The 26,183-nt window shown below is 73.4% G+C and carries 22 protein-coding genes; 14 read left to right on the top strand and 8 right to left on the bottom strand.

The window, feature by feature from the left end; translation table 11 throughout:
- Nucleotides 1-186 precede the first annotated feature (186 nt).
- Genes ABEB07_RS15865 through ABEB07_RS15850 form a run of 4 tightly spaced genes read left to right on the top strand, consistent with a single transcriptional unit; the run spans nt 187 to nt 4,982 of the window.
- Nucleotides 187-1,413: an NTP transferase domain-containing protein gene (locus tag ABEB07_RS15865; protein WP_345668912.1), complete on the top strand. Its 1,227-nt coding sequence runs from the start codon at nt 187-189 to the stop codon at nt 1,411-1,413.
- A complete protein-coding gene (locus ABEB07_RS15860; protein ID WP_345668911.1) occupies nt 1,410-2,870 on the top strand; it encodes a molybdopterin molybdotransferase MoeA in 1,461 nt (486 codons plus the stop codon). The genes ABEB07_RS15865 and ABEB07_RS15860 overlap by 4 nt, the downstream gene beginning before the upstream one ends.
- Complete coding sequence (locus ABEB07_RS15855) at nt 2,867-3,964, top strand: potassium channel family protein (protein ID WP_345668909.1); 1,098 nt, start codon at nt 2,867-2,869, stop codon at nt 3,962-3,964. The genes ABEB07_RS15860 and ABEB07_RS15855 overlap by 4 nt, the downstream gene beginning before the upstream one ends.
- A 37-nt stretch (nt 3,965-4,001) precedes the next feature.
- Nucleotides 4,002-4,982 (top strand): NAD(P)H-quinone oxidoreductase, encoded by a 981-nt coding sequence (locus tag ABEB07_RS15850; protein ID WP_345668908.1) that lies wholly within the window; start codon nt 4,002-4,004, stop codon nt 4,980-4,982.
- Between the two features lie 33 nt (nt 4,983-5,015).
- On the opposite strand, the gene ABEB07_RS15845 is transcribed toward ABEB07_RS15850, so the two are convergent.
- On the bottom strand, nt 5,016-5,714 hold the full coding sequence (locus ABEB07_RS15845; protein ID WP_345668907.1) for a hypothetical protein: 699 nt from the start codon (nt 5,712-5,714) through the stop codon (nt 5,016-5,018).
- Between the two features lie 167 nt (nt 5,715-5,881).
- Between ABEB07_RS15845 and ABEB07_RS15840 the strand changes: the two genes are divergently transcribed.
- Together ABEB07_RS15840 and ABEB07_RS15835 are read left to right on the top strand one after the other, a co-directional pair.
- A complete protein-coding gene (locus tag ABEB07_RS15840; protein WP_345668906.1) occupies nt 5,882-6,574 on the top strand; it encodes a PadR family transcriptional regulator in 693 nt (230 codons plus the stop codon).
- Nucleotides 6,575-6,684: 110 nt separating this feature from the next.
- Nucleotides 6,685-7,224: a bacterial proteasome activator family protein gene (locus tag ABEB07_RS15835; RefSeq protein WP_164588677.1), complete on the top strand. Its 540-nt coding sequence runs from the start codon at nt 6,685-6,687 to the stop codon at nt 7,222-7,224.
- Nucleotides 7,225-7,318: 94 nt separating this feature from the next.
- Here ABEB07_RS15835 and ABEB07_RS15830 read toward each other — a convergent pair whose 3' ends face one another.
- Entirely contained in the window at nt 7,319-8,989 is a 1,671-nt protein-coding gene (locus ABEB07_RS15830) for a Stk1 family PASTA domain-containing Ser/Thr kinase (RefSeq protein ID WP_345668905.1), read from the bottom strand.
- 481 nt (nt 8,990-9,470) lie between these two features.
- On the opposite strand from ABEB07_RS15830, the gene ABEB07_RS15825 reads away from it, so the two are divergent.
- Complete coding sequence (locus tag ABEB07_RS15825; RefSeq protein ID WP_345668904.1) at nt 9,471-11,105, top strand: protein kinase domain-containing protein; 1,635 nt, start codon at nt 9,471-9,473, stop codon at nt 11,103-11,105.
- A 97-nt stretch (nt 11,106-11,202) separates the two neighbouring features.
- Here ABEB07_RS15825 and ABEB07_RS15820 read toward each other — a convergent pair whose 3' ends face one another.
- Nucleotides 11,203-12,219: a phosphotransferase gene (locus ABEB07_RS15820; RefSeq protein ID WP_176152040.1), complete on the bottom strand. Its 1,017-nt coding sequence runs from the start codon at nt 12,217-12,219 to the stop codon at nt 11,203-11,205.
- A 570-nt stretch (nt 12,220-12,789) separates the two neighbouring features.
- Here ABEB07_RS15820 and pdhA point away from each other — a divergent pair.
- From pdhA to ABEB07_RS15805, 3 genes are all read left to right on the top strand, one after another.
- The gene (pdhA, locus tag ABEB07_RS15815; protein ID WP_164582741.1) at nt 12,790-14,016 is read left to right on the top strand and encodes a pyruvate dehydrogenase (acetyl-transferring) E1 component subunit alpha; all 1,227 of its coding nucleotides are present in this window, start codon (nt 12,790-12,792) and stop codon (nt 14,014-14,016) included.
- Between the two features lie 62 nt (nt 14,017-14,078).
- Nucleotides 14,079-15,044, top strand: coding sequence for an alpha-ketoacid dehydrogenase subunit beta (locus ABEB07_RS15810; protein ID WP_176152041.1), 966 nt, complete (start codon nt 14,079-14,081; stop codon nt 15,042-15,044).
- 10 nt (nt 15,045-15,054) lie between these two features.
- Nucleotides 15,055-16,497: a dihydrolipoamide acetyltransferase family protein gene (locus tag ABEB07_RS15805; RefSeq protein ID WP_345668902.1), complete on the top strand. Its 1,443-nt coding sequence runs from the start codon at nt 15,055-15,057 to the stop codon at nt 16,495-16,497.
- A gap of 106 nt (nt 16,498-16,603) precedes the next feature.
- Here the strand turns inward: ABEB07_RS15805 and ABEB07_RS15800 are convergent, their stop codons facing one another.
- Both ABEB07_RS15800 and ABEB07_RS15795 read right to left on the bottom strand, forming a co-directional pair.
- Complete coding sequence (locus ABEB07_RS15800; RefSeq protein WP_345668900.1) at nt 16,604-17,623, bottom strand: BRO-N domain-containing protein; 1,020 nt, start codon at nt 17,621-17,623, stop codon at nt 16,604-16,606.
- 212 nt (nt 17,624-17,835) lie between these two features.
- Nucleotides 17,836-18,738, bottom strand: coding sequence for a D-alanyl-D-alanine carboxypeptidase family protein (locus ABEB07_RS15795; protein ID WP_176149770.1), 903 nt, complete (start codon nt 18,736-18,738; stop codon nt 17,836-17,838).
- A 196-nt stretch (nt 18,739-18,934) separates the two neighbouring features.
- Here ABEB07_RS15795 and ABEB07_RS15790 point away from each other — a divergent pair, with 196 nt between their 5' ends.
- Both ABEB07_RS15790 and ABEB07_RS15785 read left to right on the top strand, forming a co-directional pair.
- Nucleotides 18,935-19,585: a GntR family transcriptional regulator gene (locus ABEB07_RS15790; protein WP_176149771.1), complete on the top strand. Its 651-nt coding sequence runs from the start codon at nt 18,935-18,937 to the stop codon at nt 19,583-19,585.
- The gene (locus ABEB07_RS15785; protein WP_345668899.1) at nt 19,582-20,901 is read left to right on the top strand and encodes an MFS transporter; all 1,320 of its coding nucleotides are present in this window, start codon (nt 19,582-19,584) and stop codon (nt 20,899-20,901) included. The genes ABEB07_RS15790 and ABEB07_RS15785 overlap by 4 nt, the downstream gene beginning before the upstream one ends.
- Nucleotides 20,902-21,067: 166 nt before the next feature.
- Here the strand turns inward: ABEB07_RS15785 and ABEB07_RS15780 are convergent, their stop codons facing one another.
- Complete coding sequence (locus tag ABEB07_RS15780) at nt 21,068-21,892, bottom strand: maleylpyruvate isomerase family mycothiol-dependent enzyme (protein ID WP_345668898.1); 825 nt, start codon at nt 21,890-21,892, stop codon at nt 21,068-21,070.
- 220 nt (nt 21,893-22,112) lie between these two features.
- On the opposite strand from ABEB07_RS15780, the gene ABEB07_RS15775 reads away from it, so the two are divergent.
- Entirely contained in the window at nt 22,113-22,907 is a 795-nt protein-coding gene (locus ABEB07_RS15775; protein WP_176149774.1) for a carbon-nitrogen family hydrolase, read from the top strand.
- Between the two features lie 525 nt (nt 22,908-23,432).
- Here the strand turns inward: ABEB07_RS15775 and ABEB07_RS15770 are convergent.
- A complete protein-coding gene (locus ABEB07_RS15770) occupies nt 23,433-23,927 on the bottom strand; it encodes an LURP-one-related/scramblase family protein (protein WP_345668896.1) in 495 nt (164 codons plus the stop codon).
- A 105-nt stretch (nt 23,928-24,032) separates the two neighbouring features.
- On the opposite strand from ABEB07_RS15770, the gene ABEB07_RS15765 reads away from it, so the two are divergent.
- The gene (locus ABEB07_RS15765; protein WP_345668895.1) at nt 24,033-25,862 is read left to right on the top strand and encodes an NHL domain-containing thioredoxin family protein; all 1,830 of its coding nucleotides are present in this window, start codon (nt 24,033-24,035) and stop codon (nt 25,860-25,862) included.
- Between the two features lie 58 nt (nt 25,863-25,920).
- Here ABEB07_RS15765 and ABEB07_RS15760 read toward each other — a convergent pair whose 3' ends face one another.
- Complete coding sequence (locus tag ABEB07_RS15760; protein WP_345668894.1) at nt 25,921-26,172, bottom strand: DUF6458 family protein; 252 nt, start codon at nt 26,170-26,172, stop codon at nt 25,921-25,923.
- Between the last annotated feature and the right edge of the window lie 11 nt (nt 26,173-26,183).

Below are 26,183 nucleotides of genomic sequence, written 5' to 3'. Positions count from 1 at the left end.
CGGGCCTTCGGCGCGTGTCGGGACGTCGAGGCGCACCGAGCCTTCGGCGGGCGTCGGGACGTCGAGGCACCTCAGGATGCCGGTGTGCACCAGGCCGTCGGGGGGTCCGTCGGTTCTGCCGTGCGGGATGTTCCGGGTCCGTCCGGCGCCGCGAGGGGCGGGCGGCCGCCGGCCTACGACGCCGTCGTGCTCGCCGGTGGCGCGGCCCGGCGGCTGGGCGGCGCGGACAAGCCCGGCGTACGGGTGGGCGGCCGGGCCCTGCTCGACCGCGTGCTCAGTGCCTGTGCCGACGCGCGCACCACCGTCGTGGTGGCCGACCCGAGGCCCACCGCGCGGCCCGTGCGCTGGGCACGCGAGGAACCGCCCGGCGGCGGTCCGCTCGCCGCACTGGACGCGGGACTGCGCCACACCACGGCGGACCATGTCGTCGTCCTCTCCGCCGATCTGCCGTTCCTCGGACCAGACACCGTCGGCGGGCTGCTGGCCGCGTTGGGCGCGAGCGACGCCGACGGCGTGCTGCTCACCGACGGCGAGGGCCGCGACCAGCCGCTCGTGGCGGCCTACCGCGCGGCGGCCCTGCACCGTGCCCTGGCCGCACTCGCCGACCCGACGCCCACGGACGCCTCCGGCGACTCGGTGCCGCCCGCCGCCTCGGTCGCGCCCGACGGCCCCGTCGCCTCCACCGCGTCCGCCACCTCCGGCGGCCCTCCCGTGCCCGCCGGTCCTGCCGTCCCCGGCGAACCCACCCCGCCCACCGTCTCCGACGCCTCCATCCCGCCTGCCGCGCTCGGCGACCGCGCCGCCTCCGCCGCGCCCGGTACGCCCACCCCGCCCGCCACCCCCGGCGGCCCTTCCGCGTCCGGCGATCCAGTCCCGACCGGTACGCCCACCCCGGGCAGTGCAAGTCGCAGGGGGCTCGCCGGGCTTCCGTTGCGGCGGTTGGTCGCCGCGCTCGACCTGGTGCGCGTCGTCGACCGCCGCACCGCGTCGTTCGACTGCGACACCTGGGACGACATCGCCACCGCCAGGGCACGCATCAGGGAGCATGGGCACGTGCTGGATGAATGGATTTCCGCAGTCAAGGACGAGCTGGGCATCGACCTGGACGTCGACACCGGCGTACTGCTCGACCTGGCCCGCGACGCCGCCCACGGCGTGGCCCGGCCCGCCGCCCCGCTGACCACGTTCCTCGTCGGCTATGCGGCGGCCCGTGCCGAGGGCGGCCCCGAAGCGGTCGCCGAAGCCGCCCGCAAGGCCGCCGCGCTCGCCCTGCGCTGGGCGGACGAGGTCACCCCCGGCCAGGACACCCCCGGCCAGGTCACCCCCGGCCAGGACACCCCCGGCCAGGGCACCGCGGGCGAGCCCGACGTGGCCCCCGACGCCACGCCCGACACCCGGCCGGACGCGGGATGACCGCCCGCGGCGTCAGCACCGGCGGGGAGACCGAGGACCTCGACGTCGAGGAGGCCCTCGCCCTGGTGAAGGCCGACCACGGCCACCGCCCCGACGACGACCCCCACCGCCCCCAGGCCCACGGCCCCTTCCCCGGCGACGCCACCGGCCGCGGCCCCGCCGAAGGACACCACAGCGGTCACGGACCCGGTCACGGACCGTCCGGCGGCGGCCCGGCGCACTCCGAGGACGCCCACCACCGGGCCACCCCCTGGCCCCAGGCCCGCGAGAGAGCCGAACGCGCCGCCCGCGCCGTCCCCGCCCCCGGTGCCGGCACCCGCCGCGCACCCGTCTCCCTTCCCCTGGACGCCGCCCTCGGTCTGGTCCTGGCCGAACCCCTCGCCGCCCTCACCGACCTGCCCTCCTTCGACGCGTCGGCGATGGACGGCTGGGCGGTCGCCGGACCCGGACCCTGGGACGTACGCGACGAGGGGGCGCTGGCCGGACGCGCGCGGCCCGAGCCGCTGACCGACGGCGAGGCGGTACGGATCGCCACCGGCGCGCGCATCCCGCAGGACACCACCGCCGTACTGCGCAGCGAGCACGGCCGCATCGACGACAAGGGCCGGCTGCACCCGGCCCGCGAGGTGGGCCACGGCCAGGACATCCGCCCGCGCGGCCAGGAGTGCCGGGGCGGCGAGCACCTGCTGCCGGCCGGCGCCCTGGTCACCCCGGCGGTGCTGGGACTCGCCGCGGCCGCCGGATACGACACCCTCACCGTGGTCCCCCGGCCCCGGGTGGACGTCCTGGTGCTGGGCGACGAGCTGCTCGCCGAGGGCCTCCCGCAGGACGGCCGGATCCGGGACGCGCTCGGCCCGATGCTGCCGCCCTGGCTGCGGGCGCTGGGCGCCGAGGTCACCACGGTGCGCCGGATCGGCGACGACGCCAACGCCCTGCACCGCGCCGTCAGCCGCTCCGAGGCCGATCTGATCGTGACCACCGGCGGTACGGCCGCCGGTCCCGTCGACCACGTGCACCCCATGCTGCGCCGGTTCGGCGCCGAGCTGCTGGTGGACGGCGTCAAGGTGCGCCCCGGTCACCCGATGCTGCTGGCCCGCACCCGCAAGGACCAGCACCTCGTCGGCCTGCCCGGCAACCCCCTCGCGGCGGTCTCGGGCCTGCTCACGCTGGCCGAACCGCTGCTGCGCACGCTGGCCGCGCGGTCGGCTCCGGAGCCGTACGCGCTGCCGTTGCAGAGCACCGTGCCGGGGCATCCGTACGACACCCGGCTCGTGCCCGTCGTGCTGCGCGGCGACCACGCGGTCCCGCTGCGCTACAACGGCCCCGCCATGCTGCGCGGTGTCGCGGCCTCCGACGCCCTCGCCGTCGTGCCGCCGGGCGGCGCGCGGGCCGGGCAGGAGGCCGAACTGCTCGATCTGCCGTGGGCCGCCGCAGGAATCGGAGTGTGTTTCACGTGAAACTTCCGGGCCAGGACGCGATCGCCCGCCAGGCGGACGAGCACCTCGTGACCCATCGGGTGAAACTCCCGAGAAAAATGGTGGAACGCCCGATACGCCAGGTCGGCAAGCGGCTGGCCATGGCGCTGCTGGTCCTGGTCGCGACCGTGCTGATCGTCTACGCCGACCACGAGGGCTACCACGACAACGCCGACAGCACCGTCGACTTCCTCGACGCGGCCTACTACTCGACGGTGACCCTGTCCACGACGGGATACGGCGACATCACCCCCGTGAGCGACAGCGCCCGGCTCACCAACATCCTCGTCATCACGCCGCTGCGCGTGCTGTTCCTGATCATCCTCGTCGGCACCACCCTGGAAGTCCTCACCGAACGCACCCGTGAGGAATGGCGTCTGAGCCGCTGGAGGTCCACCTTGCGCGATCACACCGTCGTCGTCGGTTTCGGCACGAAGGGGAGGTCGGCGCTGCAGACCGTCCTTGCGACGGGACTGAGGAAGCAGCAGGTCGTGGTGGTCGACCCCAGTGGCAAGGCGATCGAGGCGGCCACGGCGGAGGGGTACGCCGGAGTGGTCGGCGACGCGACCCGCAGCGAGGTGCTCAGGCGGGCGGAGGTGCACCGGGCGCGGCAGATCATCATCGCGACCCAGCGGGACGACACGGCGGTCCTGGTCACGCTCACGGCCCGGCAGCTGAACCGCACGGCGAAGATCGTCGCGGCGGTGCGCGAGGAGGAGAACGCCCCCCTGCTGAAGCAGTCCGGCGCCGACGCGGTGATCACCAGCGCCAGCGCGGCCGGACGGCTGCTGGGGCTGTCCGTGCTCAGCCCGGCGGCCGGCATGGTCATGGAGGACCTGATCCAGCAGGGCAGCGGCCTGGACCTGATAGAGCGCCCGGTCATAAAGGCCGAGGTGGGCAAGAACCCGCGCGAGACCGGCGACCTGGTGGTCAGCGTCCTGCGCGGGCACCGCGTCCTCGGCTACGACGACCCGGCCGCCGCCACCCTGGAGCTGACGGACCGTCTCATCACCATCGTCCGCGCCACCCGGGACACGAAGGTCACACCGGACACCCGGCCGCTGCCGCAGGACTGACCCCGGATCGAGGGGGCGCAGGAGTAGCGTCGGCCCCATGCATGCGATCACGATTCCCGAACCCGGCGGTCCCGAGGCGTTGGTGTGGGACGAGGTGCCGGATCCCGAGCCCGGTGAGGGCGAGGTGCTGGTCGAGGTGGTGGCCAGCGCCGTCAACCGGGCCGACATCCTCCAGCGGCAGGGCAACTACGCGCCGCCGCCCGGCGGCTCCGCGTACCCAGGTCTGGAGTGCTCCGGACGGATCGCCGCGCTCGGCCCCGGCGTGTCCGGCTGGGCGGTCGGCGACGAGGTGTGCGCGCTGCTCGCGGGCGGCGGCTACGCCGAGAAGGTGGCCGTGCCGTCCGGGCAGCTGCTGCCCGTGCCCGAGGGCGTCGACCTGAGGCAAGCGGCGGCGCTGCCCGAGGTGGTCTGCACGGTCTGGTCCAACGTCTTCATGGTCGCCCACCTCCGTCCCGCCGAGACGCTGCTGGTGCACGGCGGCTCCAGCGGCATCGGCACCATGGCGATCCAGCTCGCCAAGGCCATGGGCGCCCGGGTCGCCGTCACGGCCGGCACCAAGGAGAAGCTGGACTACTGCGCCGAACTGGGCGCCGACATCCTGATCAACTACCGCGAGCAGGACTTCGTCGAGGAGATCCAGCGGGCCACGGACGGCGCCGGCGCCGACGTCATCCTGGACAACATGGGCGCCAAATACCTGGACCGCAACGTCCGGGCCCTCGCCACCAGCGGACGGCTGGCGATCATCGGCCTCCAGGGCGGCAGCAAGGGCGAGCTGAACATCGGCGCCCTGCTCGCCAAGCGGGCCGCGGTCAGCGCGACCTCGCTGCGGGCCCGTCCGCTCGGTGAGAAGGCGGCGATCGTGGCGGCCGTGCGCGAGCACGTGTGGCCGTTGATCGCCGACGGGCACGTCCGGCCGGTCGTCGACCGGGAGGTGCCGCTGAGCGAGGCGGCCGCCGCCCAGCGGGTCGTGGAGGAGAGCGGCCACATCGGCAAGGTGCTGCTCGTGGCCTCCTGACCCGGCGCCGCCGCCCGGCCGCGGACGGCGGCCTCAGATCCGGCGCAGCCGCAGGGCGAGGAACGCGAGTCCCAGCCCGAGGCCGATGAGGACCAGGCCGCTGCCCAGGGGCAGGAGCTCCAGCCCGTGCCCGTGCCCGTTCGCGGTCTCCGGCCGGGCGTCCGACTCGGTCAGCCGGGGGTCGGGCGACGCCGACGCCGGCTGCGCGTGCGCCGCGGGCGAGGGCGGGGCGGTCCCGGCCGACGGGTCGACCGGGCCGCCGGCGACCTCGCTGCGGCCGTGCCCCGGCCCCCGGGGTCCCGCGCCGCCCTCGCCGTCCCGGCCGTGCGACCGGCCCGGCCGCCGCGGGCCCTCGTCCGCCGGGTCCCCGTCCTCCGTCGCCTCGGCGACCGGCCGGGGCGGGCGCGGCGGGGCCGAGGCCCGGGGGGAAGGCGGGGCCAGGACCGCGGCGGCCGACGGCGGGGACGAGCGGGTCGGCCGGCCGGAGGACCCGCCGGCCGCGTGGGAGGCGGCAGCCGGAGACGCGGGGGGAGTGCCGTGCGCCGAGGGCGAGGCCGACGAGGAGGCGGAGGCCGGCGCGGAAGCCGACGCCGACGCGGCGTCGGACGCGGACGGCCGCGAGGAGGCGTCGTACGCCGACGCGGTGCCGCCGGGCAGGACGCCGGCCCCGATCACTATCAGCAGTCCTGTCGCGCCAGTCGCGCGCAGCGTGGCGCGTGGCCATCCGGTCACTTCGGTGACCCCCTCACAGCGGTTCTGCACGGTGGTTCGGCGGGGCGGCGGTGCCATACGGCGGCGGTGCCGTACGGCGGACGTGCCGTGGAACAACATTCACATCACCGGCGGAGTCCGGCATTCCGGGTTCGGCCGCCGGGCCGCATCCGCTGCACAATCCGGTTATGTCGACACGTCACGGGCTGCTCGCGCTCCTGGAGGACGGCCCCCGCCACGGCTCCCGGCTCCGCGCCGAGTTCGCGGTGCGCACGGGCGCGGCACGGCCGCCGGACCCCGGCCGGGTCTGCGCCGCGCTCGGCGCCCTGGAGCGGGACGGCCTGGTCGCCCGGGAGGGGGTGGACGCGGCCGGACGGGTGATCTACGCGCTGACCGGGGCGGGCCGCGCCGAACTGCGGGACTGGTACACGCGGCCGGTGCGGCACGCCGGGCCGTCCTGCGAGGAGCGGGCGGTCAGGCTGGCGCTGGCGGTGGCGGCGCCCGGCGTCGACGTGCGCGAGGTCGTCGAGGAGCAGCGCCGGCAGGTGTCCGAGGAGTTGCAGGACTACGTGCGGCAGCGGGCCGAGGTGCTGGCGCGGGGGCCGGAACGGCCCGAGGAGGTGGCCCGGCTGCTGGTCCTGGAGCAGCGGATCTGCCACGCGGAGGGCGAGTCCCGCTGGCTGGACCACTGCGCGGCCCGCCTGCTGCGCCTGCACCTCACTGACGGCGCGGCCGGCACCGACGGCGCGGACCGCACTGACCGCACTGACGGCACCGACGGCGCGGACCGCACCGACCGCCCCGGCGGCACGGACGGCGCTGACGACACGGACGGCACCGAAGGCGCCGACGGCGCGGGGACCGCCGACGCTGCGGAGTGACGTCCGCGATTCACCCCTCCGAACAGGATTGATCACCCTGCGTGACGGGAATCGAGGAGGGAGAGGGGGCTCCGAGGAGGTCTGATGCACGGGTGCGAGAGAATGTCCGCATGGAGATGCCGAGGAACGAACGGTCGCCGGAGAATCCGCAGGTCCTGGTCGTCGGACAGGACGGCTTGGCGCTCGGCGCCGGTGGCGACGACGAGTCCCGCGAGATCCCGGTGACGGAGCAGGTGGAGCAGCCCGCGAAGGTCATGCGGATCGGCAGCATGATCAAGCAGCTCCTGGAGGAGGTGCGCGCGGCGCCTCTGGACGAGGCCAGCCGGGCCCGGCTGAAGGAGATCCACGCCAGCTCCGTGAAGGAGCTGGAGGACGGTCTGGCGCCGGAGCTGGTGGAGGAGCTGGAGCGGCTCTCGCTGCCGTTCACCGACGACGGCATCCCGAGCGACGCCGAACTGCGCATCGCGCAGGCCCAGTTGGTGGGCTGGCTGGAGGGGCTGTTCCACGGCATCCAGACCACGCTGTTCGCCCAGCAGATGGCCGCCCGCGCCCAGTTGGAGCAGATGCGCCGCGCCCTGCCCCCGGGCGTCGGCGCCGAGGGCGGCGACGACCCCCGTACGGGCGGCCGTTCGGGCGGCCCGTACCTGTAGGACGCCGTCAGGGCGCCGTCCGGGTCCGCCCCGTGGCGGCTCCCGGCGTCACCCCGCGGTGCCCGGCGTCCCGCGGTGCCCGGCGCCCCGCGGGTCACTGCGGGGGATTGCCGGTCGAGACGCTCAGTTCGATGGTCGGCATCTTGTTCGGGTCGAGGTCCGAGTCCGCCGAGGGGAACTGGTCCAGGACGGTGCCCTCGCCCCAGGTGTTGTCGTCCACGTCCTTGATCTTCCACTTCCAGCCCGCGGCCTGGAAGCACGCCTTCACGGACTTGATGTACTTGTACTGGAAGTCCGGCAGCCGGATCTTGTTCGGGTCGTCGTACGACTCCTGAGGCTCGCTGCACTCGCTCGTCTCGATCGTCTTCGACGTGTCCGGGCCGCGGTGGCCCGGCACGCTGCTGGACGTCGTCGTGGTGGGGCCGGTGCTGTCGCCGCCGCCCTTGGCGTCGCTGTCGCTGCCGCCGCTGACCAGCAGCGCGGCGATCAGACCGCCGACCGCCACCACCGCCACGATGACCGACCCGATGACCACCGGCCGGTTGCCGCCGCCGCTGCCGCCGCCGCGCGCCGGGCCGGGCGCGCCGGAGTTCTGGTGCGCCATGCCGTACGGCGTCGGCGCGGGGCCCTGCTGCGGCCCGTAACCGGCCGGGCCCGGCGTCTGGTAGCCGCCCTGCTGCGGATAGCCGTAGGCGGGCTGGGGCGTCGCCGGCGGCGGGGTGCCGTAGGGGTTCGGGTGCGGCGTGGGCGCCGGGTTCGGCCGGTAGGGCGTCTGGACGTTGCCCACGGGCGCCGGCGGGGTGTCGACCGGCGGGAAGACGGCGGAGCCGACGCCGGCCCCGCTGGAGGTCGGCACGCCCGGGACGATGCTGGGCGGGGCGGCCTGGAAGGAGGCCGCCACCCGCATGCACTCGTCGCGCATCGACTCGGCGTTCGGGAAGCGTTCGTTGGGGTTCTTCTTCAGCGCGCGGGCGATCAGCGCGTCCACCGCGGGAGGCAGCGAGCGGTTGATCGTGGAGGCGGCGACGGGCTCCTCCTGCACGTGCGCGTACGCGATCGCCAGCGGCGAGTCGGCGTCGAACGGGAGCCGCCCGGTGACCAGCTGGAAGAGCATGATGCCGACCGAGTACAGGTCGGAGCGGGCGTCCACACCGCGGCCGAGGGCCTGTTCGGGCGACAGGTACTGCGGGGTGCCGACGACCATGCCGGTCTGGGTCATCGAGGTGACGCCGGACTGCATGGCGCGGGCGATGCCGAAGTCCATCACCTTGACGACGCCGCGCTTGGTCATCATCACGTTGCCCGGCTTGATGTCGCGGTGGACCAGCCCCATCTCGTGGCTGATCTCCAGCGCGGCGAGCACGTCCGCGGTCACCTTCAGGGCCTTGTCGACGGGCATCGCGCCGCACTGCCGCACGTCCTGGTCGAGCACCGAGCCCAGCGGCCGGCCCTCGATGTACTCCATGACGATGTACGGCGTCGCCATGCCGTCCAGCTCGTCCTCGCCGGTGTCGAACACCGAGACGATGTTCGTGTGGGTGAGCTTGGCCACGGCCTGGGCCTCGCGGCGGAAGCGCTCGCGGAACGCCGGCTCGCGGCCCAGCTCGGTGTGGAGCGTCTTGATCGCGACCTGACGGTCGAGCACGGCGTCGTAGGCGAGGTGCACCGAGGCCATGCCGCCCTCGCCGAGCAAGTCGCGCAGCTGGTAGCGGCCGCCGGCCAGCGCCCGCCCCGTGAACCGGCCCTGTGCGCCGTCCTGGCTCATCTTCTGCGTCCCCCATTGGCGCGCGCGGGCCCGGCGGCTGCCGCGCCCGCGCGATCGGCTGTCCGTCGGCCGCTCCCGTGACCGGCCGCACCGCCGGCCGCCCGGCCGGGCCCGGCGACCAGGCCGGGCGACCGGACCGTCGACCGGGCCCGCCGGCCGGGCGGGTGGCCGGAAAGCGTGACCGGATCCCGATGATCGAATGTGTTATTCCCGGCCAAGTCTGCCCCAGGGCACGGACACGTCAAGCTCGGTGCCCGTTCCGTGACCGTACGCGAAAGAAGCGTCGCGGAAGCGTTACAGCGGACGTACGGCCGGGACACGGGATTTGCACGACTCGGGCCGCACGGGGTTTGATGGCCGGTCCGTCCCGGACCGGTCCCCGCGGCGAACCTGGACCGGCGGCTTGCGCCGAGCCTGTAGCGTGGCCGACGGAGACCGTGACAGCACCGCGCACCGCGGGCAGAAACGACGGCGAGGACTGATGGCACAGACGCAGCGCGCCCAGGGCCCGTCCGACCCCGAGGGTGGCGGCGGCATGTCGGACGCGCCGGAGGCGTGGGGCAACGGCGGACTGGTCGGCGACGGCCGGTACCGGCTGACCCACCGGCTCGGCCGGGGCGGCATGGCCGAGGTGTTCGCGGCCGAGGACGTGCGCCTCGGACGCACCGTCGCCGTGAAGCTGCTGCGCGCCGATCTGGCCGAGGACCCGGTGTCCAAGGCCCGCTTCACCCGCGAGGCCCAGTCGGTGGCCGGTCTCAACCACCACGCGATCGTCGCCGTGTACGACTCCGGCGAGGACTTCGTCGGCGGCCAGTCCGTGCCCTACATCGTGATGGAGCTGGTCGAGGGCCGCACCATCCGCGACCTGCTGCTCAACGCCGAGGCGCCGGGCCCCGAGCAGGCGCTGATCATCGTCTCCGGAGTGCTGGAGGCCCTCGCCTACTCGCACCAGCACGGCATCGTGCACCGCGACATCAAGCCGGCCAACGTCATCATCACCGACAACGGCGCCGTCAAGGTGATGGACTTCGGCATCGCCCGCGCCCTGCACGGCGCGTCCACGACGATGACGCAGACCGGCATGGTCATGGGCACCCCGCAGTACCTCTCCCCGGAGCAGGCGCTCGGCAAGGCCGTCGACCACCGCTCCGACCTGTACGCGACGGGCTGCCTGCTGTACGAACTGCTCGCGCTGCGGCCCCCGTTCACCGGCGAGACTCCGCTGTCGGTGGTCTACCAGCACGTCCAGGACATTCCGGTGCCGCCGTCGGCCACCTCGGACGGCGCCTGCCCGCCCGAGCTGGACGGCCTGGTGATGCGCTCGCTGGCCAAGGAGCCCGACGACCGGTTCCAGACGGCCGAAGAGATGCGCGGCATGGTGCAGTACGCGCTCCAGATGCTCTACGACCAGGGCGGTCACACCGGCACCTGGAACACCGGCCCGGTGTTGGCGAACGACACCCGGCACACCGCCGCCGCGGGCTTCGCCGGCACCACCGCGATGCCGCACCAGGGCGTCACCGGCCCCGGCACCACGCAGATCCCGCAGCCCATCCTGCCCACCGGGTACGGCAGCGGGGACGACGGCGGCTTCGAGGGCGACGGGAACCGGGGCGGCGGCCGCGGCAAGCTGTGGATCCTCGCCGTGCTGGCGGTGATCGCCATCGCGGCGGGCGTCGCACTGGCGATGAACCACGGCGGTGGCGACGGCGGTGGCGGCGGCAAGGACCCGGACACCAGCAAGTCGCCGGCCGTCTCGCAGTCCGCCGAGGACAAGCAGCCCAGTCCGACGTCGAGCGACGAGTCGACCGGCCGCTCCTCGGACACGTCGACGGATCCGGACAACAACGGATCGAACGGCGGTTCGGGCTGGGGCAGCTACTCGCCGTCGGCGCACTCCTCGTGGACGCCGTCCCAGACGCCGTCGGACGACTCGTCGGACGAGCCCTCCAGCCCGCCGAGCAGCCAGACGCAGACGACTCCCTCGGCCCCGCAGACCTCCTCGGACGCGGGCGGCGGGGGCGGCGGCGACACGCAGTCGCCCGACCCGGGCGGAGCCGGCGGCGGCGGCGACTCCGGCGCCCCGGAGAACCCGGCCGGCAACGGCAACGACTGATCGAGAACCCCTTCACGCGCGCGTGGCCCCCGCACGGGACGCCACGCGCGCGTGGCGTGTGCGCGGCGCGTCGCGGCGCCCGCGGGGGACGCCCGGCTCATTCCGTGAACGCCCCGCACACCGCGTCGTACTCCCGCGTCCACCACACGACGAGCGCGGAGGCGGCCGGGAACTGCGGGTCCGCGCGGGTGTCGCCGCGCTCGTAGTGCCAGCGCAGCATCCAGAAGTCGTTCAGCCGCTCCCACCACACCCGGTGCACGGCCGCCGCGAGCTCCTCGGGGGTGGCCCCGGCCGAGCGCCGGTACGCCCGCGCGTACGCCCTGATCTTGGGCAGGTCCAGGGCGCCGGCCGGCCGGACGAAGAAGATCGCGGCGGCGCGCACGGCCTCCTCCGCGCGCGGCTGCACGCCGAGCCGGTCCCAGTCGACGATCGCGGCCGGTGCGTCGCCCTGGTAGAGCAGGTTGAAGGGGTGGAAGTCGCCGTGCACCCAGCCGGTCGGGCCGCCGCGCGGCGGCCGCCGGTCGGCGTGCTGTTCGAGCAGCGCGCGGCGCTCCAGGAGGCGGTGGCGGGCCAGCTCGTCGAAGGCGTCCGGGGGGCGGTGGCGGCGGACGTGGCCGAGCAGGTCGTCGATCAGGGTGAGGGTGTCGGCGGGGTCGGCGCTCTCCACGGGGTGCGGGCCGGCGGCGGGACGGGTGTGCCGCTGGGGCGGCATCACCCGCTCCAGACAGGCGTGCACGGCCCCCAGGAGCGCGCCGAGCCGGGTGCACTGGCCGGCGGTGAGCTGGCCGCCGTGCCGGTGCCGGCCGTCCACCCAGGGGTGCAGGGCGTAGGCGTGGCCGCCGACGACGGCGACCGTGCGGCCGTCGCGGCCGGCCAGCGGGGGCGCCACCGGGACGCCGAGGGCGGCCAGGCACTGGGTGGCGCGGTGCTGCCGGGCGATCGCCGCGGGGTCGGCGGTGTCCGGGTCGAAATGGTGCTTGAGGAAGTAGCGGCCGCGGGTCGTGCACAGCCGGTAGCCGCGGTTCAGCAGGCCTTGGTCGACCGGTTCGCAGGCGAGGGCGGAACCGGCACCGTACTGGCGCAGTAAGGCGTTCAGAGGGGGCGCGTGGGGCAGGGGGGGTGGTACACATGAGCGCGGCACGCGCCAGATGTTAGGGCACCGGCCGAGGCCGTGAGCTGGGCGTTGTCACACACTGTCGTCCGCAGTCGCAATCGGTCACATGGCGTCACCGCGGTGATCCGTTCCCGTCCGCGCCCCGCGCCGCGCCCCCCGCCCGGACGGTGCTCGCCGGCCCGCGCCGGGCCTGGTCGTTCCGGCCACCCGCCGGCCCTTCCCGACCCGGGGGTGACCGGGATAACGTGCCGGTGTTCCGGCCCCCTGCAAGGCTGTGACCAGCGGCTGCCCCGACAGACCGGCGAGGTACTTGGACGTCCGAGCGAAAATACTTGGAAATCCAAGGAAACACGCAGGTCAGGTGGGGTTTCACAGAAATGTGGAGCACTGGGTAACGTGACTGTTGCAGGGCGCTCGCCGGGGCACCTGTCACGCCTGTTCCCGGCCGAGCGGCACCCACCCCGTGTCCCGTGGTCCAGAACAGGTGAGCCTCCCCCAAGCTCTGACGAGCTGGGGGGGACCCCCAGGCCCACCGGCAACCCCGGGGGCCGGACCGACGGAGGAGCACACGTGACCGTGGAGAGCACTGCCGCGCGCACATCGCGACGCAGCGCCGGGAGCAAGGCCGGTACGTCCGGCACGAAGGCAGCCGGCACCACCGGTGCGAAGCGCACCACTCGCACGACTGCCAAGAAGGGCGCCGGCGCCGAGCCCCAGCTCGTGCAGCTGCTGACCCCCGAGGGGAAGCGCGTCAAGAACGCCGAGAACGCCGAGTACGCCGCGTACGTCGCCGACGTCACCCCGGACGACCTGCGCGGCCTGTACCGCGACATGGTGCTCACCCGCCGCTTCGACGCCGAGGCCACCGCCCTGCAGCGCCAGGGCGAGCTGGGACTGTGGGCCTCGCTGCTGGGCCAGGAGGCCGCGCAGATCGGCTCCGGCCGGGCCACCCGCGAGGACGACTACGTCTTCCCGACCTACCGCGAGCACGGCGTGGCCTGGTGCCGCGGGGTCGACCCGACCAACCTGCTCGGCATGTTCCGCGGGGTGAACAACGGCGGCTGGGACCCCAACGGCAACAACTTCCACCTCTACACGATCGTCATCGGCTCCCAGACGCTGCACGCCACCGGCTACGCGATGGGCATCGCCAAGGACGGCGCCGACTCCGCGGTCATCGCCTACTTCGGCGACGGCGCCTCCAGCCAGGGCGACGTGGCGGAGGCCTTCACCTTCTCCGCGGTCTACAACGCCCCCGTGGTGTTCTTCTGCCAGAACAACCAGTGGGCGATCTCCGAGCCGACCGAGAAGCAGACCCGGGTGCCGCTCTACCAGCGCGCGCAGGGCTTCGGCTTCCCCGGCGTCCGCGTGGACGGCAACGACGTGCTGGCCTGCCTCGCGGTCACCAAGTGGGCGCTGGAGCGCGCCCGCGCCGGCGAGGGCCCCACTCTGGTCGAGGCGTACACCTACCGCATGGGCGCCCACACCACCTCCGACGACCCCAGCCGCTACCGGGGCGACGAGGAGCGGCAGGCGTGGGAGGCGAAGGACCCGATCCTGCGCCTGCGCCGCCACCTGGAGGCCGCACACCACGCGGACGAGGGATTCTTCGCGGAACTGGAGACCGAGAGCGAGGCGTTGGGCAGGCGAGTGCGCGAAGCGGTCCGCGCCATGCCCGACCCGGACCACTTCGCCATCTTCGAGAACGCGTACGCGGACGGGCACGCGCTCGTCGACGAGGAGCGCGCCCAGTTCGCCGCCTACCAGGCGTCGTTCACGGACGCCGAGGGGGTCTGAGGATGGCTGCGGAGGCTGAGACGGTGAAGACCGCGTCGGTGAAGGCTGTGCCGGTGAAAAACATGGCCCTGGCCAAGGCGATCAACGAATCGCTGCGCCACGCCCTGGAGAACGACCCGAAGGTCCTCGTCATGGGCGAGGACGTCGGCAAGCTCGGCGGTGTGTTCCGGGTGACGGACGGACTGCAGAAGGACTTCGGCGAGAGCCGGGTGATCGACACCCCGCTCGCCGAGTCCGGCATCGTCGGCACGGCGATCGGCCTCGCGCTGCGCGGCTACCGCCCGGTGGTCGAGATCCAGTTCGACGGCTTCGTCTTCCCGGCGTACGACCAGATCGTCACGCAGCTGGCGAAGATGCACGCCCGCTCGCTGGGCAAGGTCAAGATGCCCGTCGTGATCCGCATCCCCTACGGCGGCGGCATCGGCGCGGTCGAGCACCACTCCGAGTCCCCGGAGGCGCTGTTCGCGCACGTGGCGGGCCTGAAGGTGGTCTCGCCGTCCAACGCGTCGGACGCCTACTGGATGATGCAGCAGGCCATCCAGAGCGACGACCCGGTGATCTACTTCGAGCCCAAGCGGCGCTACTGGGACAAGGCCGAGGTCGACACCGAGGCCATCCCCGCCCCGCTGCACAAGGCGCAGGTCGTCCGCGAGGGAACCGACCTGACCCTGGCGGCGTACGGCCCGATGGTGAAGCTGTGCCAGGAGGCCGCCGCGGCCGCCGCCGAGGAGGGCAAGTCCCTGGAGGTCCTGGACCTGCGCTCGGTCTCGCCGCTGGACTTCGACGCGATCCAGGCGTCGGTGGAGAAGACCCGCCGTCTGGTGGTGGTGCACGAGGCGCCGGTGTTCTTCGGCTCCGGCGCGGAGATCGCCGCCCGCATCACCGAGCGCTGCTTCTACCACCTGGAGGCCCCGGTGCTCCGGGTCGGCGGCTACCACGCGCCGTACCCGCCGGCGCGCCTGGAGGAGGAGTACCTGCCGGACCTGGACCGCGTGCTCGACGCCGTCGACCGCTCGCTGGCGTACTGAGGAGAGGGTCGTGACGACGATGACCGACGCGTCCGTACGCGAGTTCAAGATGCCGGATGTCGGCGAGGGCCTGACCGAGGCCGAGATCCTCAAGTGGTACGTCCAGCCCGGTGACACCGTCACCGACGGCCAGGTCGTCTGCGAGGTCGAGACGGCCAAGGCGGCCGTCGAGCTGCCCATCCCCTACGACGGCGTGGTGCACGAGCTGCGCTTCCCCGAGGGCACCACGGTGGACGTGGGCACGGCGATCATCGCGATCGCGGTGGCCGGCGCCCCGGCGGCCGAGCCGCAGCAGGTCGAGGCCCCGGCCGAGGCCGACCCGGCGGCCGGAGCGCGGCCGGCCGAGGAGCCGAAGCCGGAGGGCCGCCAGCCGGTCCTGGTGGGCTACGGCGTCTCCACCGCCGCCACCAAGCGCCGCCCCCGCAAGGGCGCCGGGACCGCCGCCCCGGCGGACGCGGCCCCGGCGGCGCCCCAGGCGGAGCTGAACGGGAGCGGCGCGCCCCGGACGCCGGCCGCGGCGCCCGCCGGGGACCGGCCGCTGGCGAAGCCGCCGGTGCGCAAGCTCGCCAAGGACCTGGGCGTGGACCTGACCACGGTGGTGCCGTCCGGTCCTGACGGCATCATCACCCGCGAGGACGTCCACGCGGCGGTGGCCGCGGCGGTGCCCGCGCCCAAGACGCCCGAGCCGGCCGTGCCGCAGGCTCCGGAGCGGGCCGTGACGGCTCCGGCGCCCGCGCCGGTGTACGACGGCGCCCGTGAGACGCGGGTGCCCGTGAAGGGCGTCCGCAAGGCGACGGCGGCGGCGATGGTCGGCTCCGCGTTCACCGCGCCGCACGTCACGGAGTTCGTGACGGTGGACGTGACGCGGACGATGAAGCTCGTCGAGGAGCTGAAGCAGGACAAGGAGTTCACCGGCCTGCGCGTGAACCCGCTCCTGCTGATCGCCAAGGCGCTGCTGGTCGCGATCAAGCGCAACCCGGACGTCAACGCGTCCTGGGACGAGGCCAACCAGGAGATCGTGCGCAAGCACTACGTCAACCTGGGCATCGCCGCGGCCACCCCGCGCGGCCTGATCGTCCCGAACATCAAGGACGCCCACGCCCTCACGCTCCCGCGGCTCGCCGGGGCGCTCGGCGAACTGGTCGCGACGGCCCGCGAGGGCAGGACGTCCCCGGCGGCGATGCAGGGCGGCACGGTGACCATCACCAACGTCGGCGTCTTCGGCGTCGACACCGGCACGCCGATCCTCAACCCCGGCGAGTCCGCGATCCTCGCGGTCGGCGCGATCAAGCCCCAGCCGTGGGTGCACAAGGGCAAGGTCAAGCCCCGTCAGGTCACCACCCTGGCCCTCTCCTTCGACCACCGCCTGGTCGACGGCGAGCTCGGCTCCAAGGTGCTGGCGGACGTGGCGGCGATCCTGGAACAGCCCAAGAGGCTGATCACCTGGGCGTGACGCCGAGGCCCGCGTAACCTGTCGTACCTGGAGGGGACGGCCGCAACTTCGGATTGCGACCGCCCCCTCCTTTTTTGCTCCCGATCCGGCCCCGACGGGCCGTGGGTCAGGTCTGGTGGAGCACGTACACAGGCGCCCCGTTCTCCGCCGCGCCCCGGGAGCGGATGCAGGCGTGCCTGCGCAGCATGCGGAGGCAGTCGTTGACCCGGCGCACGGTCAATCCGGTGCGGGCCGCGATGGACTCGATCGGCACCCGCAGCTCGCCCTGTTCGACGAGGACCGGCGCGATCACCACGGCCACCGTCCAGACGTCCTCCGTCACGGACAGCCGGCGCCGCCAGTCGGCGAGAACGGACTCCGTGGTGGCGTGGTCGCCGAACGTCCCGGTGGGCGAGGGGCGGCCCAGGACGAGGCCGTCGAGCCGGTCGGCGATGCGCTCCATGGCCTGCGCCATGGCCTGCTGGGCGACGAGGGCGGCCTGCTGGGCGGCGAGGGCGGCCTGCTCGGTGGTGAGGGCGGCCTGCTGGGTGGCCAGGGTCGCCTGCTGGGTGGCCAGCATCTCCTTCTGCAGCGTGAGCGCTTCACGCTGTGCGACTGCAAGGTCCTCGTCCACCTGGAGGTTGTGCGCCTCCAGCCGGACGATGGCCTCGGCGACCTGTTCCGGCATGGCGTAGGCGATCGGGGCGCCCGGGCCGGCCGGCTGCACCTCGGCCTCCTCCAGGCTGTAGGACCCCTCCCGCTGCACGGTCTCGATCACCTCCGCGACCCACTGCTTGAAGGGCGCGCAGGCGGGCTTGGTGCAGGCGTTGACGAGCAGGACGAGACCTTGCAGAGAGAGCACATTCAGGTCTCGACGCCACTCTCTACCTGCGGGAATGCTGAGACCGTAAGCTCCAGTTACGGTCTCGAGGATCTCTCGATGACCCTCCGGGACATGGTCGGCGAGAGCCTGCCGAGAGTTGGTGTGGCCAAGCTCCTTGCAGACGTCGACGGCCGGGAACCAATGGGCCCCGTCCGGCATGGTGAGCCGTCGTACGCGGGCTCCGGTCGCCGCGTAGACGAAGTCGCTGACGTCGATCGCCTCGTGGCGACCGGTCGACTCGGGCTGTTTGCTGGGTTCGTTCACGTGAACCACCTCCGCTGCGGAAGGTAGAACGAAGAAAAGTGAATATGCCAGTTCGCCCAGGGATGTTCACGATTGAGGGGGAAGATCACCGGAACCGGTCCGGAGGACGGCCGGCGGCGTGTATGGCGGTGTCGTCGCGGAACGTGTTCCCCGCAGGGAAAAGGGGCCCGTCGCCGGTGGTCGGCGACGGGCCCCTCGTCCTGCCGGAGGGCTCAGCCCAGGCGGGCGAAGCCGTAGTTGAGGAGCTTGGTGGCGTCGGTGGCGCGCTGGTTGATGGAGGAGGAGGCCAGGACCGTGCCGATGACGGTCTTGTTGCCGCGGGTGGCGGCGAAGACCAGGCAGTACTTGGCCTCGGGGCCGGAGCCCGTCTTCACGCCGATGGCGCCCTTGTAGCTGCTCAGCAGCGTGTTCGTGTTGGTCCAGGTCGCCATCGTGCGGGTGCTGCCCGTCTTGGTGACGGTCTTGGCCGTGTACGACTTGGTCTTCACGATCGCGCGGAAGTTGGCGCTCTTCATCGCGCTGCTGGCGATCTTCGTCAGGTCGCGCGGCGTCGAGTAGTTCTTGCCGTTGCCGATGCCGTCGAACGAGTCGAAGTGCGTGTTCGTCAGCTTCAGGTCCTTCGCGGCGGTGTTCATCTTGCCGATGAACGACTTCACCCGCGCGGAGGTGGTCGAGCCGGTGCCGTACTTGTCGGCCAGCGCGTACGCGGCGTCGCAGCCCGAGGGCAGCATCAGGCCGTACAGCAGCTGACGCACGGTCACCTTGTCGCCCACGATGAGGTGGGCCTGGGAGGCGTTGTTCTTGACGACGTAGTCGCTGTACGCCTTCTGGATGGTGACCTTGGCGTCGAGGTTCAGGTTCTTCTGCGCGAGCACGACCTTGGCGGTCATGATCTTCGTGGTGGAGCCGGTGGACAGCTTGGTGTCCGCGGACTTCGTGTAGAGCGACGCGCTGTTCGCGTTGTTCATCACGTAGCCGCCCTTGGCCACGATCGAAGGCGCGGTGACGGCCTGCGCGGGCAGGGCGGTGAGCGCACCGGTGGCGAGGACGGCGCCGGTGGTCATGGCGACGGCGGTGGCTCTGCGGAGGCGGATGGCCTTGATGCCGGTTTTCAAGTGAGGTACCCCGAATACGTTGAATGCCCCTACGGTGCGGCAGAGTTGAGTACCCAGCAAAGTGGGGCCGCACGTGTCTGACTCGTAACTAGCACAGAAGGTTGTGCGGTTGCCGGGGACGGGTGCCCCGTGGTCCGCGCGGTCCGCATGCTGGACGGGGCGAGTCTTGTGTACGTGTTGTATCTATGCTGTGGACATGATCTCGTCCGTGAAGCGGCCCCCGGCCGCCGACCGTGTGTACACCCACGTCAAGCAAGCCGTGCTCGACCGCCGCTACGAGGGCGGCACCCTGCTGACCGAGGGCGAGCTGGCCGAGGCCGTCGGGGTGTCGCGCACCCCGGTGCGCGAGGCGCTGCTCCGCCTCGAGGTCGAGGGGCTGCTCAAGCTCTACCCGAAGAAGGGAGCGCTCGTCCTGCCGGTCTCCGCGCAGGAGATCGCGGACGTCGTCGAGACCCGGCGGCTCGTCGAGGGCCACGCGGTGCGCAAGGCCGTGCCCGCCCCGGCCGGTCTGCTGCGGCGGCTGGAGGAACTGCTCGAACAGCAGAAGCGGCAGGCCGCCGCCGGCGATCTGGCCGCCGCCGCCGTCACCGACCGCTGCTTCCACGCCGAGATCGTCCGCAGCGGCGGCAACGAGATCCTCTCCCGCCTCTACGACCAGCTGCGCGACCGGCAGCTGCGGATGGGCGTCGCCGTCATGCACTCCCATCCCGACCGGATCGCCAAGACCCTCGCCGAGCACGAGGCGATCCTCACGGCGCTGCGCGAGGGCGACGCCGAGGCCGCCGTCGACATCGTGCACGGACACGTCAGCTGGTTCTCCCACCTGGCCCGGGGAGAGGTCCGATGAGCTCCTCCACCAGCCGTCCCACGGCCGCCGTGACGCTGCCCGGCGACCCGCCCGGCGGACGGCGCGCGGTCGCCGTGTGGGGCATCGGCGTCGCCGTCTACTTCGTCGCCGTCATCTTCCGCACCTCGCTCGGCGTCGCCGGTCTCGACGCCGCCGACCGGTTCCACGTCAACGCCTCCGCGCTGTCCACGTTCTCGATCCTCCAGCTGCTCGTGTACGCGGGCATGCAGATACCCGTCGGCCTGCTGGTCGACCGGCTCGGCACCAAGAAGGTGCTGGGCATCGGCGTCGTCCTGTTCACGGCGGGACAGCTCGGCTTCGCCTTCTCCCCGACCTACGGCAGCGCGCTCGCCTCGCGCGCGCTGCTGGGCTGCGGCGACGCGATGACGTTCATCAGCGTGCTGCGGCTGGGCACCCGGTGGTTCCCCGCCCGGCGCGGGCCGCTGGTCGCGCAGCTCGCCGGACTCGTCGGCATGGCGGGCAACCTGGTCTCCACGCTGGTGCTGGCCCGGCTGCTGCACGGGGTGGGCTGGACCTGGGCGTTCGGCGGCAGCGCGGTGGCCGGTGCGGTGGTGCTGGTGCTGCTGGCGCTGCTCCTGAAGGACCACCCCGAGGGGTTCGAACCGGCGCCGCAGTCGCATCGGGGCGCCGCGTACGTGCGGCGGCAGATCGCCGCGTCCTGGCGGGAGCCGGGGACGCGGCTGGGGATGTGGGTGCACTTCACCACGCAGTTCCCGGCCATGGTGTTCCTGCTGCTGTGGGGCCTGCCGTTCCTGGTGGAGGCACAGGGGCTGTCGCGGGGGAGCGCGGGCGACCTGCTCACGCTGGTCGTGCTGTCGAACATGGCCGTCGGGCTCGTCTACGGGCAGATCGTCGCCCGGCATCACGCGGCGCGGCTGCCGCTGGCGCTGGGGACGGTGGCGGCGACGGCCGTCGCGTGGGCGGCGACGCTGGCGTGTCCCGGGGGACGGGCGCCGATGTGGCTGCTGGTGGTGCTGTGCGTGGTCCTCGGGGCGTGCGGGCCTGCCTCGATGATCGGGTTCGACTTCGCCCGGCCGGCGAACCCGGCGGAGCGTCAGGGGACCGCCTCCGGGATCACCAACATGGGCGGTTTCGTTGCCTCGATGACGACGTTGTTCGCGATCGGGGTGCTGCTGGACGCCACCGGGGACGACTACCGGGTCGCGTTCTCGGCGGTGTTCGTGCTGCAGGCGGTGGGGGTCTCGCAGATTCTGCGGCTGCGCGGGCGGGTGGCCCGGCGGGAGCGGGAGCGGTTGGTGGCCAGCCGGGTGGAGACGGTGCACGTCCCCGCGTGACGCGGCGCCGCGCCGCGCTGGGTTGCGCTGGGCTCGGCGGTGAGTCGACGTGCCGCCGCGCCCGCCCGTGCCGCCCCGGCGGCACGACTGCCCGCAGCTGTGACGGCACGGGGCGGCCGCCCGTTTCCTTGGGAGCAGAGGTGGAACGGCCGTCTGCCGGACCGGGTTACTGCGTCACCGGGAAGTTGCGGAGGATGGCCGCGGAGAGGTCCGGGTCGCCGTCCGTCTTGACGCGGTCCGCGACCGCTTCGGGGGTGGTGCGGCCGCAGGCGAGGCGGACGTACGTCTCCCAGTCGAGGGTGAGGGAGGCGGCCGGGCCGAGAGCCGGGGCCGTCTCCAGGGTGCCGCGGCCCTGGATGTCGACGCGGATCGTCCGCAGGAACTCCACCGGGCCGTGCACGTCGAAGACGATCGCCGAACTGCGCGGCGCGTCCGCCTTCTCCGCGACCACCCGCGGCAGGGCGTCGAGCAGATAGTCCCGGGCGACGTGCGCGCCGGGCGAGTCCAGGTCGCCGGGGCGGCCGAGGGCGGCGCGCAGGTCCTGCTCGTGCACCCAGATGTCGAACGCCCGGTAGCGCATGGACTCTTCCAGGGTGATCTCCGTGCCGAGCGGACCGCGCACCTTGGCGCCCGGGTCCCGGGACTCGTTGCGCAGCTGGCGGTTGCGGCGGATGACCGTGTACTCCAGCTCGGAGGTCATCTCCGGCGCCGTGTGGTGGCGGCGGACGTCGACCTGCATCTCCATGTACCGCTGGTGGTCGTTGGTGACGTGGAACAGGTCGCGCGGCAGCGAGTGGATGGGCCGCGGGTCGCCCAGCGCCTCGCAGTCCATGCCGATCACATGCGAGACGATGTCCCGCACCGACCAGCCCGGGCACGGGGTCCGCCGGTTCCACTCGCCCTCCACGAGCGGCTGCACCAGCTCGGATATCGCCTCGACGGAGTGGGTCCAGGCATCGGCGTAGGGCTGGAGGACGGGATGCAGACTCACGGAACGGGACCCCTCGGCGGTCGGTACACGGGCAGGTGGCGGCGGCATTGCCAGTGGGCGGTGGCTGCGGTCGGCGGGTGTCTGGCGATTCTCCCGCGCTCTCGCTCCGCTTCGAGCGGGGAGGACCCCCAAGTTACGCTGCTGTGAAGCACCCCGGCAGTGCTTTCGTGTGACGATCGTAGGCCCGTGTGGACAACTCGAATGCCAGGACGGTGGTAGTGTGCGCGCCTCGCTGATCCAGATCGCCGTGGACGAGGGCGAATCGGTCGAATCCCGCCGGCGGCGGGCCGCCGCGCTCGTCCGCGAGCAGGCCGGAGCCGATCTCGTCGTGCTCCCCGAACTGTGGACCACCGGAGCCTTCGCCTTCGACGCGTTCCAGGCGGCGGCCGAGACGCTGGACGGGCCGACGTACGAGGCGATGGCGAAGGCGGCGAGCGACGCGGGCGTGTGGCTGCACGCCGGCTCGATCCCCGAGTGCGCGCCCGAGGGCACCGTCTACAACACCTCCCTCGTCATCTCCCCGGCGGGCGACCTGGTCGCCTCCTACCGCAAGATCCACCGCTTCGGCTTCGATCGGGGCGAGGCCGTGCTGATGGGGGCGGGGCGCGAACCGGTGACGGTCCCGCTGCCGGACACCACGCTCGGTCTGGCGACCTGTTACGACCTCCGTTTCCCCGAACTCTTCCGCTCCCTGGTCGACGCCGGGGCCGAGATCCTGGTGGTCCCGGCGGGCTGGCCCGAGCGGCGGCGCGCGCACTGGACGCTGCTGGCCCGGGCGCGGGCGGTGGAGGACCAGGCGTTCGTGCTCGCCTGTGGAACGGCCGGCGCCCACGCCGGGGTTCCCCAGGCCGGTCACTCGATCGTGGTCGATCCGTGGGGCGAGGTGCTGGCCGAGGCCGGTCACGACGAGGAGGTGCTCACGGTCGAGTTCGACCCGGCGGAGGTCGCCGCGACACGCGAGCGGTTCCCGGCCCTGAAGGACCGGGTACTGGGCCTGGAATCCCCACGCCACTGACCGCCCCACGCCGGTCCGGCGGCCCGCGCCCGGCCGGCGGCCCGCGCCCCGCCGAGCAGCCCGTGCCCGGCCGAGCAGCCCGTGCCCGGCCGAGCAGCCCGTGCCCGGCCGAGCAGCCCGTGCCCGGCCGAGCAGCCCGTGCCCGGCCGAGCGTCCCGCGTCCGGGCGAGCGTCCCGGCAGCCCGTGCCCGGCCGGGTAGCCCGCGCCTGGCCTGCGGCTCGTGCCCGTCTGGCGGCCCGCGTCCGTCTGGCGGCCGGCGTCCGTCTGGCGGCCGGTGTCCGGCCGAGCAGCCCGTGCCCCCGTCCGGCGGCTCGTGCGCGTCCGACGGCTCGTGCCCGGCCGAGCGGCCTGCGTCCGACCGAGCAGCACGAGTCCGTCCGGCAGCCCGCGTCCGGCGCCCGTGCCCGTCCGGCCGACCGGCCCGTGCCCGTCCGGCCGACCGGCCCGTGCCTGGCCGGCAGCCCGCGTCCGGCCGACCGGTCCGCGCCCCGTCAGCAGCCCGCCCGGGCGTCGCCGCCCCGGCGCTACCGCTCGTCCCGTTCCTTCTCCGCCAGGTGGATCACGCAGACGGCCACCGCGATCAGCAGGGCCGGGTCGGCGTCGTCGCGTACGACGTCGATGCCGTAGGTGTCCACCAGGCTCAGCCGGCGCCGGGAGATCACCGCGAGCAGTTCGCCGTCGTACTCGACGGCGAACTCCCGGTCGAGGATCTTGCCGCTGACGTCCAGCTCGGTGCCGTCCACCAGCGTCACCCGGTAGTGGTTGCGCAGCAGCGAGAGGCGTTTGCGGCGGACCTTCGCCAGGGCCTCGCCGTCCCGCTCGATGACCATCGTCTCGCGCAGGGACAGCATCTTCTGATGGATGTCGATCAGCACCCGGCCCCGGGTGTCCTTCAGCTCGAAGGTGTCCCGCAGCCGCATCGCCTTGCCGTCGACGAGGAACACCTTGGCGCCGTGCTCGTCCTCGATCCAGTAGTCGTCACCGATGCCGAGGATCCGGTCGCGTACGAGGAGTCTCATGCCCTCACCGTTTCCCCGGCGGGCGCCCGCCGACGCGGCCGGTGGGCTGACAGGCTGAGCGCCGCCCCGGCGACGGTCGCCGGCGGCGGGTGGCACCCTTGATCCATGAGCGAATCGTCCCCGGCCCCGACCACCCGCCGCGCCCGCGTCCGCGCCCCCGAGCTGATCGGCAAGGGCGGATGGATCAACACCGGCGGCAAGCATCTCAAGCTCGCCGACTTCCGAGGCCGCACGTTGATCTTGGATTTTTGGACATTTTGCTGCGTCAACTGCCTGCACGTCCTGGATGAGCTGCGGGAGCTGGAGGAGGAGCACCGGGACACCGTGGTGATCATCGGTGTGCACTCGCCGAAGTTCGTGCACGAGGCGGAGCACCAGGCGGTGGTGGACGCCGTGGAGCGGTACGGCGTGGAGCACCCGGTGCTCGACGACCCCGAACTGGCCACCTGGAAGCAGTACGCGGTGCGGGCCTGGCCCACGCTCGTCGTGATCGACCCCGAGGGCTACGTCGTCGCCCAGCACGCCGGCGAGGGCCACGCGCACGCCCTCGGGAAGCTGGTGGCGGAGCTGGAGGCCGAGCACGCCGCCAAGGGCACCCTGCGCCGCGGCGACGGCCCGTACGTGGCGCCGGAGCCGCAGCCCACCACCCTGCGCTTCCCGGGCAAGGCCCTGCTGCTGCCGTCCGGGGGGTTCCTGGTCAGCGACACCACCCGGCACCAGTTGGTGGAGCTGGCGGCGGACGGCGAGAGCGTGGTGCGCCGGATCGGCTCCGGCGCGCGCGGGTTCGCCGACGGCGGCCCCGAGGAGGCGGCCTTCAACGAGCCGCAGGGCCTCGCCCTGCTCGACGACGGCGCCGTCGTGGTCGCCGATACCGTCAACCACGCGCTGCGCCGCTTCGACCCGGCGACGGGCCTGACCACGACCCTGGCCGGCACCGGCCGCCAGTGGATGCAGGGCGAGGCCGCCTCGGGCCCGGCGCGCGAGGTGAACCTGTCCTCGCCCTGGGACGTCGCCTGGTGGCGGGGCCGGGTGTGGATCGCCATGGCGGGCGTGCACCAGCTGTGGGCGTACGACCCGGCCGACGCGACGGTGTCCGTCACCGCCGGGACGACCAACGAGGGCCTGGTCGACGGCCCCGGCGCCGAGGCGTGGTTCGCCCAGCCCTCCGGGCTCGCGGCCACGCCCGAGCGGCTGTGGGTCGCCGACTCCGAGACCTCCGCCCTGCGCTGGGTGGACCCGGACGGGCACGTCCGCACCGCCGTCGGCACCGGGCTGTTCGACTTCGGCCACCGGGACGGCGCGGCCGGACAGGCGCTGCTCCAGCACCCGTTGGGCGTCACCGCGCTGCCGGACGGCTCGGTCGCCGTCAGCGACACGTACAACCACGCCCTACGCCGCTACGACCCGGCGAGCGGCGAGGTCACCACGCTCGCCACCGATCTGCGCGAGCCCAGCGACGCGGTGCTCGTCGGCGAGGACATCGTGGTGGTGGAGTCGGCGCGGCACCGGCTGACCCGGCTGCGGTTGCCTCAGGAGGCGGTGCGGGTCGAGGCCGTCGCCCACCGCACGCGGCGGGCGGCCACCGAGGTGGCGCCCGGCGCGCTGCGCCTCGACGTGATCTTCCAGGCCCCGGCGGGCCAGAAGCTGGACACGCGCTACGGTCCGTCGACGCGTCTGCTGGTCTCCGCCACCCCGCCCGAGCTGCTGCTGGCGGGCGAGGGCGCGGGGACGGACCTGTCCCGCCCGCTGGAGCTGAACCCGGCCGTGCCCGAGGGCGTCCTGCACGTCTCCGCGATGGCGGCCTCGTGCGACGACGACCCGGCCAACGAGTACCCGGCCTGCCACGTGCACCAGCAGGACTGGGGCGTCCCGGTGCGGCTGTCCGACGCCGGCGCGGACCGGCTGCCGCTGGTCCTGGCCGGACTGGACGCCTGACCGGGAACACCGTCCCGCCGTACCGCCGTCCCGCCGTACTGAAGGCGTGGGGCGTGGATCAGACGCCGTAGCCGTCGCTGTAGCCGTCGCGCGCGTGGTGGTGGCGCTCCTCTTCGACGACCGTCGTCGTGGGGGGCACCATCACACGGCGGCGCCGGGCGATGCTGCTGAACGTGGTCACTCCGATCACGCCGACGATCATGAGGATCACTCCGACCAGGTGCACGTTGACGCTCTGCACGTGCCAGTCGGTCGCGAACGTGAGGATGGCTCCCACGGCGATGAGGATGATGCACCCGCCGAGGCCCATGAGTGTCGCCT

It is taken from the genome of Streptomyces similanensis (assembly GCF_039543625.1).
Lineage (GTDB): Bacteria > Actinomycetota > Actinomycetes > Streptomycetales > Streptomycetaceae > Streptomyces > Streptomyces similanensis.
Note: the sequence above shows the minus strand (reverse complement) of the source record. Positions and strands in the feature narration are given on the sequence as shown.

Excerpts from the sequence above, each read along its gene's own strand:
- ABEB07_RS15860 (WP_345668911.1), top strand. The coding sequence starts at position 1,410 with ATGACCGCCCGCGGCGTCAGCACCGGCGGGGAGACCGAGGACCTCGAC.
- ABEB07_RS15850 (WP_345668908.1), top strand. The coding sequence starts at position 4,002 with ATGCATGCGATCACGATTCCCGAACCCGGCGGTCCCGAGGCGTTGGTG.
- ABEB07_RS15840 (WP_345668906.1), top strand. The coding sequence starts at position 5,882 with ATGTCGACACGTCACGGGCTGCTCGCGCTCCTGGAGGACGGCCCCCGC.
- ABEB07_RS15835 (WP_164588677.1), top strand. The coding sequence starts at position 6,685 with ATGGAGATGCCGAGGAACGAACGGTCGCCGGAGAATCCGCAGGTCCTG.
- ABEB07_RS15830 (WP_345668905.1), bottom strand. The coding sequence starts at position 8,989 with ATGAGCCAGGACGGCGCACAGGGCCGGTTCACGGGGCGGGCGCTGGCC.
- ABEB07_RS15825 (WP_345668904.1), top strand. The coding sequence starts at position 9,471 with ATGGCACAGACGCAGCGCGCCCAGGGCCCGTCCGACCCCGAGGGTGGC.
- ABEB07_RS15810 (WP_176152041.1), top strand. The coding sequence starts at position 14,079 with ATGGCCCTGGCCAAGGCGATCAACGAATCGCTGCGCCACGCCCTGGAG.
- ABEB07_RS15790 (WP_176149771.1), top strand. The coding sequence starts at position 18,935 with ATGATCTCGTCCGTGAAGCGGCCCCCGGCCGCCGACCGTGTGTACACC.
- ABEB07_RS15785 (WP_345668899.1), top strand. The coding sequence starts at position 19,582 with ATGAGCTCCTCCACCAGCCGTCCCACGGCCGCCGTGACGCTGCCCGGC.
- ABEB07_RS15770 (WP_345668896.1), bottom strand. The coding sequence starts at position 23,927 with ATGAGACTCCTCGTACGCGACCGGATCCTCGGCATCGGTGACGACTAC.
- ABEB07_RS15765 (WP_345668895.1), top strand. The coding sequence starts at position 24,033 with ATGAGCGAATCGTCCCCGGCCCCGACCACCCGCCGCGCCCGCGTCCGC.
- ABEB07_RS15760 (WP_345668894.1), bottom strand. The coding sequence starts at position 26,172 with ATGGGCCTCGGCGGGTGCATCATCCTCATCGCCGTGGGAGCCATCCTC.